The 7422-nt window shown below is 75.5% G+C and carries 8 protein-coding genes; 6 read left to right on the top strand and 2 right to left on the bottom strand.

Going from position 1 to position 7422, the window contains the following annotated elements; translation table 11 throughout:
* Positions 1-263 precede the first annotated feature (263 nt).
* Complete coding sequence (locus ACTUAL_RS26430; protein WP_440902141.1) at positions 264-1589, bottom strand: helix-turn-helix domain-containing protein; 1326 nt, start codon at positions 1587-1589, stop codon at positions 264-266.
* Positions 1590-1734: 145 nt separating this feature from the next.
* On the opposite strand from ACTUAL_RS26430, the gene ACTUAL_RS26425 reads away from it, so the two are divergent.
* Positions 1735-2244 (top strand): hypothetical protein, encoded by a 510-nt coding sequence (locus ACTUAL_RS26425; protein ID WP_440902140.1) that lies wholly within the window; start codon positions 1735-1737, stop codon positions 2242-2244.
* Here ACTUAL_RS26425 and ACTUAL_RS26420 read toward each other — a convergent pair.
* Complete coding sequence (locus tag ACTUAL_RS26420; RefSeq protein WP_096491702.1) at positions 2191-2991, bottom strand: hypothetical protein; 801 nt, start codon at positions 2989-2991, stop codon at positions 2191-2193. The genes ACTUAL_RS26425 and ACTUAL_RS26420 overlap by 54 nt on opposite strands.
* A gap of 321 nt (positions 2992-3312) precedes the next feature.
* Here ACTUAL_RS26420 and ACTUAL_RS26415 point away from each other — a divergent pair, with 321 nt between their 5' ends.
* The 5 genes from ACTUAL_RS26415 to ACTUAL_RS26395 all read left to right on the top strand — a co-directional run bounded on the left by ACTUAL_RS26415 (position 3313) and on the right by ACTUAL_RS26395 (position 7362).
* Positions 3313-4440: an acyl-CoA dehydrogenase family protein gene (locus ACTUAL_RS26415; RefSeq protein WP_440902139.1), complete on the top strand. Its 1128-nt coding sequence runs from the start codon at positions 3313-3315 to the stop codon at positions 4438-4440.
* The gene (locus tag ACTUAL_RS26410; RefSeq protein WP_096491704.1) at positions 4441-5496 is read left to right on the top strand and encodes a s-methyl-5-thioribose-1-phosphate isomerase; all 1056 of its coding nucleotides are present in this window, start codon (positions 4441-4443) and stop codon (positions 5494-5496) included.
* Positions 5493-6167 (top strand): acireductone synthase, encoded by a 675-nt coding sequence (gene mtnC / locus ACTUAL_RS26405; protein ID WP_440902138.1) that lies wholly within the window; start codon positions 5493-5495, stop codon positions 6165-6167. The genes ACTUAL_RS26410 and mtnC overlap by 4 nt, the downstream gene beginning before the upstream one ends.
* A 74-nt stretch (positions 6168-6241) precedes the next feature.
* A complete protein-coding gene (gene mtnB / locus ACTUAL_RS26400; RefSeq protein WP_232520128.1) occupies positions 6242-6796 on the top strand; it encodes a methylthioribulose 1-phosphate dehydratase in 555 nt (184 codons plus the stop codon).
* A complete protein-coding gene (locus ACTUAL_RS26395; RefSeq protein WP_440902137.1) occupies positions 6793-7362 on the top strand; it encodes a 1,2-dihydroxy-3-keto-5-methylthiopentene dioxygenase in 570 nt (189 codons plus the stop codon). Before mtnB ends, ACTUAL_RS26395 begins: the two co-directional genes overlap by 4 nt.
* Positions 7363-7422 lie beyond the last annotated feature (60 nt).

The raw sequence follows: 7422 nt of genomic DNA, 5'->3' as shown, positions 1-7422 counted from the left end.
CGGCCCCGCGGTCGCGGCGCGCGACCGCGGGGCCGGAACCGCCTCGAAGGGGTCAACGGATCAGAGGGGCAGCAGGGTGGACAGCAGGACGATGATCAGGTGCGGTTCCATGTCGGGCTCCTCGCGGGTCGTTCCGTGATTCCTGGTCGTCCACCGGTGGTGAACCCAGAATCCGGCACCCGACGGGGCCCTGACCAGGGGTTTCCTGTCCCCTGCGGGGAGGGCAACGGGAAACCCGCCGTGAGCTGCGCGGAGCGCGGGGGTCAGTCGACGACGCCGTCCTGCAGGGCGGCGGTGATCTCCACGTGCAGGTCGCGCGAGGGCCGGTGGGAGTGCCTGCGCTGGACCATCCACGCCAGGTTGCGCAGCTGGCTGCGGACGGTCTCCGAGCCAAGGGCCCGCGCCGTGTCCAGGGACTCCAGCGCCACCTCGTGCATCCGGTCCAGCTCGCCCGCCGCCTCGTGGGCCAGCGCCAGGCGGACCCCGTACAGGGCGCGGGCGCGGCGGGCCTCGGGCGAGGTGCCCGCCAGCCCGCGCTCCAGCAGGCGGGCCGCCTCGGCCGGACGGCCCAGGTCGTAGAGGCACCAGCCGGTCACGACCGCGTCCAGGGCGGCGACCGTGGACGAGCCGACCACCGGTGCGGCCCCCCGACCCGTCGCCGTGGCGACCACCAGGCCGCTCGCGGCCTCGTCCGCCCGCCCTGCCGCCGGAGGGACGAGCACGGTGGCCCGCGCCAGGGTCTCCTCGGGGAGCGCGGGCTCCGGGGCCTCCGCCTCGGCCAGCAGCGCCGCCGCGCGCTCCAGCGCCGCCCGGCACCGCGCCTCCTCGCCCAGCTGCGCGTACCCCTGCGCCAGCCGGTGCTCGGCCAGCCCGCGCACCCGCGCCGTCGCGTGCGGGTCGGCCAGCGCCCGCTCGGCCAGCGCGATGGTCTGCTGCGCCGCGCCCGCGTACATGGCCAGCTCGGCCCGCCGGACCAGCGCGTACGCCGCCAGCCCCGGATCACCCGCCAGCTCGGCCAGCGCCGCCGACTCCAGGGTCAGCGCCACCGCCTCCTCCCGCCGACCGGCCTCCTGCGCCATCCAGCCCGCGTACTCGACGAACCGCGCCGTCATCAGCGCCACCTGCCGCTTCGCGCCCGCCTCCCCGGCCGCGGCGAGCATGTCCCGCAGCGACACCAGCGACCCGTGCAGCATCGGCTGCACCAGCCGGGGCGACATGCGCTTGCCCAGGTCGCGGATGGTGTCGAACTGGAGCCGCAGCCCCCGCGCCACCGCCGGGTCCTCGGTCGCCGCCTCCAGCTCGCTGCGCCTCGCCCTCGGCAGCGGCGGGGCCTCGTGGCGCGGGGCGGGCACGGCCTGGCGCGGGTGGCCGACCGGCGCGGCCGGGGCGAGCCTGCTCAGCTCGCCACCGGCGGACAGCACCGCGTCGGCCTGCCTGGCGAGCTGCGGGGTCGGCGCCTTCGCCCCGGTCTCGATCTTGCTCAGGTGGCCCTTGCTGTAGTTCAGCTCCTTCGCCAGGTCCTGCAGGGACAACCCGGCCGCGTTCCGGCGCCTGCGCAACTCGATGCCGAACGCCTCGTGCTGCGTCATGGGGACCTGCCTCCTCGCCGGGCCGCCGGGCCGGTGCGCCGTTTCCTGTTGCCCACTGTGGCGGAGAACGGCAACTCCTGTCGCCGCACATGGCGGGGGACGACCCTGGGAAGCGGAAGGTCGACCGAGTCGAGGAGGGGTTCCGATGCGTTCCACGATCCCACTGGTGGTCTGCATGGTCGCGCAGCTCGTCGTGGTGGCGCTGGTGGTCGTCGGCGAGCAGCCCAACGGGTTCCTGGCCGCGCTGGTGACCGCCGCGTTCGCCGAGACGCTGCCCGACCTGTGGAGCCGGGCCACGAGGCTGCGCAAGCGGATCGCGGCCGAGCGGCGGGGCGGGGCGGCCGGGCGCAGGAGCGTCGAGCGCGAGCGGTGGGGCATGGCCGAGCGGGGCGGCGCGCGCGGTGAGCGCGGCTACTGGGAGAAGGCCCGAGCGGAGAAGGCCCGAGCGGGGAGGAAGCCGGGGCGCGAGCCCGACGGGAAGCGGCCCCGCCCCGGTCCGGGCGGCAGGCGCGGACCGGGGCGGATCGGCGGGACGCGGCAGCGGCGCTGCGCCGGGCGCGGACCGGGGCGGGGCGCGGCGGGGAGCACGCGACCCGGCGGGTCACACCACCCGCGCCGCCGCCACCGGCCGCTCGGCCACCGGGTACACGCCTGACGACGCGGCGTTCACGCTCCACCGGTACCGGGTGAACTCGCCCGTCCGGTCCGACGCGTAGAACATCATGTGCCCGAACCCGGCGCCCTCGGTCTGGTTCTCCGCGTTGAAGATCCGGCTGTCCGGGAACGCCGCGTAGTGCCCCACGCCGTACTGGCCGTGGGGCTCCGACGTGCAGTCCACGATCTCCACCGCGTACTGCGTCTCACCGGGGAAGTTCAGCCTCGGGCTCGGCGCCTCGTACGCGCCCCTGACCTCGCGCACCATCACGATGTGCCCGGTGTTGGTGTCCTGGTCGTTGCGGTAGTCGATCGCGACCAGGTCGCCGGGCCGCAGGTCCGCCACCCGCCGCACCCGCTCGAAGTGCGGGACGCCGCCGCGCGCGAACACCTCGCGGTAGTCGCGGGCGAACGGGCTGGCCACGCCGAAGTGCGCGGTGAAGAAGCGCTGCGTCGCCCAGCGGTGCGAGCGGCGCAGCACCGCGGTCTGGAACGACGCGCACTGGCTGCGGTTCACCCACGTCGACGCGTCCGCCGGGTCGCCCCAGCGCACCACGTTGCGCTGGCTGGGGTCCTTGTAGACGTTGTTCGCCAGCGGGCAGGTCGGCAACGACAGGTGGCCGACGAGGTTCTCGGCCTCCAGCAGGTGCGGGGTCGCTGTCCTGGGCGGACGCGCCGGGTGGGGCTCGTCCGCGACCGGCCTCGGGGCCGTCGCGACCCCCGAGCGCGATCTGCGTGGCAAGTCCATTCGCGTCCTCCACTTCGGGTTCGGGCCCGGACACCGTAGACGACCGTGACCGCGACCACGCCGCCAGCGCACCGCTCCCCGCCGGACCGGGCCCGCTGCCACGCGTTCGGGTGCACGACCGGCCACCTGGTCGGGGGAGTACCCGTGATCAGCGCGGACGATGCGCGGGCGGCGCGACGAACCCGCAGGTCACCGACGCGCGCCCGCGCCCGTCCGCGCGGCAGGCCCGGCGCGGCCACCTGGTCCCACGTGACGGAATGCTCACGGGGAGCCCCGCCCCGGCGCACTAGGCTCGCCTGCCGGGAACCGAGGAGGGCGTGGATGCGGGACTGGCTGGGCGTGGCCGCCGACGTGGCCGAGAAGCTGCGGGGCGACGCCGCTGAGCGCGACCGGCGCGGGGAGGACCCCGTCGCCGAGGTCGCCACGCTGAAGGACTCCGGGCTGCTGACCGTCGCCGACTGGGACGCCCAGCGCGCGGTCGTGCGGGTCGTGGGCGCCGCCGACGCCAACGTCGGGCACCTGCTCGGCTACCACTACCTCCAGGTGTGGCGGGGCGGGCTGTTCCTCGACCGGGACGACGCCGCCGCGCGCTCCGCCGAGCTGCACGGGCAGAACCTGTTCTGGGCGGGCATCAGCAACCCGCTCGACGCCGCCCTCCAGCTCACCCCCGTCGACGGCGGCTACCGCGTCGACGGCCGCAAGACCTTCGCCACCGGCGCCGCCGTCGCCGACCGGCTCGTGGTCAGCGCGACGCGCGTCGACACCGGCGGGAAGCTCACCTTCACCCTCGACGCCAGGGCCGAGGGCGTCAGCCGCGCGGGCGAGTGGGACAACATGGGCCAGCGGCTCACCGCCAGCGGCGGCGTCCAGCTCACCGACGTCCTGGTGCCCGAGGCGCAGGTCCTCGGCCCGGCGGACGGCACGAGCCCCCGGCTGTCGCTGGCCGCCATCGGGTTCCAGGAGGCGCTCTCCCAGCTGCACGTGGCCATCGCCGAGGGCGCGCTCGCCGAAGCCGCCCGGTACACCCGCGAGACCACCCGCCCCTGGTTCCTCAGCGGCGTCGACTCGGCCACCGAGGACCCGTACGTCCTCCAGACCTACGGCGAGCTGGTCGCCGACGTCCAGGCCGCCGGGCTGCTCGCCGACCGCGCCTCCGCGCTGCTGCGCGACGCCTCCGAGGCCGGGACCGCGCTCACCGCCGGGCAGCGCGCCGAGACCGCCGCCGCGATCTCCTCGGCCAAGGTCGTCAGCACCAGGGTCGTCAACCACACCACCGCGAAGGTGTTCGAGCTGTGCGGGGCCCGCGCCACCGCGAGCACGCACGCGTTCGACCGGTTCTGGCGCAACGCCCGCACCATCACGCTGCACGACCCGGTGGCCTACAAGGCCCGCGAGGTCGGCGCGCACTTCCTCACCGGCCAGCACGCGCCGTTCACCGGGTCCAGCTAGGTGGCGGCCCCGCAGGCGGGCGACGGGCCCGCGCTCGCCCACAGCGTGCTGCTCGCCGACGACGGCGTGCACGTGCTGGACCGGCGCAGCTTCCCGTTCGAGCGCACCTGGGTGCGGTGCGGCACGGCCGCCGAGGTGGCCCGCGCCATCGAGGACATGGTCACCCAGTCGTCCGGGCCGTACTTCGCCGTGCTGTGGGGGATGGTCCTGGCGGCGCGGGAGGCGCGCGGGCTGCCCCGCGCCGAGGCCCGCGCGCGGCTCGCCCAGGTCGGCGAGGACTTCATCGCCACCCGGCGCACCAACAACGCCCTGCGCAAGGCGGTCGCGGCCGTCCTCGCCGGGGTCGACGCGCACGAGGACGTCGAGGCGGGCGCGCTCGCGGGCGCGATCGCGGGCGACCGCCGCTACCGGGACCGCAGCCGCGCGCTGGGCGAGCACACCGCCGCGCTGCTGCCCGACGACGGCGCGGTGCTCACGCACTGCTGGGCCGACCTGTACCTGACCGAGACCGTCGCCGCCGCCCAGGCGAGCGGCAAGCGCCTGAGGTTCTTCTGCACCGAGACCCGCCCCTACCTGCAGGGCGCGCGGCTGACCGCCGAGACGCTCGCCGAGATGGGCGTGGACACCACGCTGATCACCGACGGCATGGGCGCGGCCGTGCTCGCCACCGGCGAGGTGTCCGCGCTGCTCACCGCCGCCGACCGGGTCACCATGGACGGGCACGTGGTCAACAAGGTCGGCACGCTCGGCCTCGCGGTGGCCGCCTCGGCGTTCGACGTGCCGTTCCTGGCGATGGTGCAGGCCCCCGACCGGCTCGCGCCCACCGCCGCCGACGTGCCGATCGAGCACCGGCCGGGCGAGGAGGTGCTGAGCACCCTGGGCAGGCGCACCGCCAGCGACCGGGTGCGCGGCCTCTACCCGGCGTTCGACGTGACGCCGCCGAGGTTCGTCACCACCGTGGTCACCGACCGGGGCGCGCTCGCCCCCGACCGGCTCGCCGACTACTACCGGCACGATGACCAGCAGGGACAACTACCAGCAGGGGACAGCGAATGACTGAATGGGTCGTGCTCGACATCGAGGGCACGCTCAGCTCCACCGACCAGGTCCTGGTCGTGCTCTACGACTACGCGCGCCCGCGCCTGGGCCCGTGGATCGACGAGCACGGCGACGACCCGGCCGTCGCCGACGCCGTGGCGCAGATCCGCGAGCTGTCCGGCGCGACCGGCGGCACCGACGACCTGGTGCGGGTGCTGCACGGCTGGATGGACGCCGACCAGAAGGTCACGCCGCTCAAGACCCTGCAGGGCCTGATCTGGCAGCGCGGCTACGAGAGCGGCGACCTGGTCGCCGAGCTGTTCCCGGACGTGGTGCCCGCGCTGCGCGAGTGGCACGCGGACGGGCTGCGGCTCGCGGTGTTCTCCTCCGGCTCGGTGCCCGGCCAGGTCGCGTTCTTCGGCCACACCTCCGAGGGCGACCTCCGGCCGCTGTTCGAGCACCACTTCGACACCGTCAACGCGGGCCCCAAGCGCGAGGCCGCCTCCTACCTGGCGATCGCCTCGGCGCTGGGCGCGGCCGACCCGGCCGGGATCACGTTCTACTCCGACGTGCCCGCCGAGCTGCACGCCGCCGCCGAGGCGGGCTGGAAGACCGTGGGCGTGGCGCGCGCGGGCGAGCCCAACGCCGACGCCGACTTCAGCCCGCACCCGGTGGTGGGCGAGCTGTGACGGCGGGCGCGGCGGACGTGGAGCTGCGGGCGGCGGGCGCCGCGCTGGCCGCCGAGTGCGCGCGCTACGCGGGCATGGGCTGGATGCGCGGAACGTCCGGCAACCTGTCGGTCGTCCTCGGCCGCGACCCGCTGCGGCTCGCGGTCACCACCAGCGGCAAGGACAAGGGCGAGCTGACCGACGACGACGTGGTGGTCGTCGACGAGCGCGGGCGCACCGCCGGTGGTGACGGCGACCCGGTGAAGGTCCCCTCCGCCGAGGCGGGCCTGCACGGGCGGATCGCCGCCGTGGCGGGCGCGGGCGCGGTCGTCCACGTGCACGCCCTCGCGCCGGTGCTGGCCGCCGAGTTCTGGCCGGACGGCGTCGAGCTGCGCGACCTGGAGATGCTCAAGGGCTTCGGGCGCGCCGACCACGACGTGGTCACGATCCCCGTGGTGCCCAACAGCCAGGACATGGGCGTGCTCGGCGACGCGTTCGAGGCCGGGTTCCGGCCGGACGTGCCCGCGCTGCTCGTGGCCAGGCACGGGGTGTACGCCTGGGGGGCGGACCTGCGCCAGGCCAGGCACCGGCTGGAGTGCCTGGAGTGGCTGCTGCGCTTCAAGGTCGAGACGAGGAGGGACTCCCGATGACCCTGCTGACCGTGTGGGCCGACGACAACCCCGACGAGGTGCTGCTGCGCACCTCGGACCCGGACGAGGTGCGGGCCGAGCTGGAGCGGCTCGGCGTGCGGTACGAGCGCTGGCCCGTGCTGCCGGACGTGACCGTGGACACCGCGCTCGACGCGTACCGCGAGCAGGTGGCGCGGGTCGTGGAGACCGAGGGGTACGTGCTGGTCGACGCCATGCACCAGACCCCGTCCGACGACCCAGGGTGGCTGGCCGCCGCGGCGGGCGCGCGGGCGAGGTTCCTGGCCGAGCACACCCACGACGACGACGAGGACCGGTTCTTCGCGCGCGGCGCCGGGGTGTTCTACCTGCACGTGGCCGGGCGGGTGCACGCCGTGCTGTGCGAGGCGGGCGACCTGCTGAGCGTGCCCGCGAACACCACCCACTGGTTCGACATGGGCACCAGGCCGGACTACGTGTCGATCCGGTTCTTCCACGACGACGACGGGTGGGTCGGGAACTTCACCGGGAGCGAGATCGCGAAGTCGTTCCCGACGTTCGACGAGCTGATGGCCGGGCACCGGGGCTGAGCGCCCGGTCGACGACGCCCCGGCGCGCCGCTCGGCGGGCCGGGGCGTCGTGCTGTCCGG

The sequence above is a fragment of the Actinosynnema sp. genome (assembly GCF_052038725.1).
This window is presented reverse-complemented; position numbering and strand designations above follow the sequence as displayed.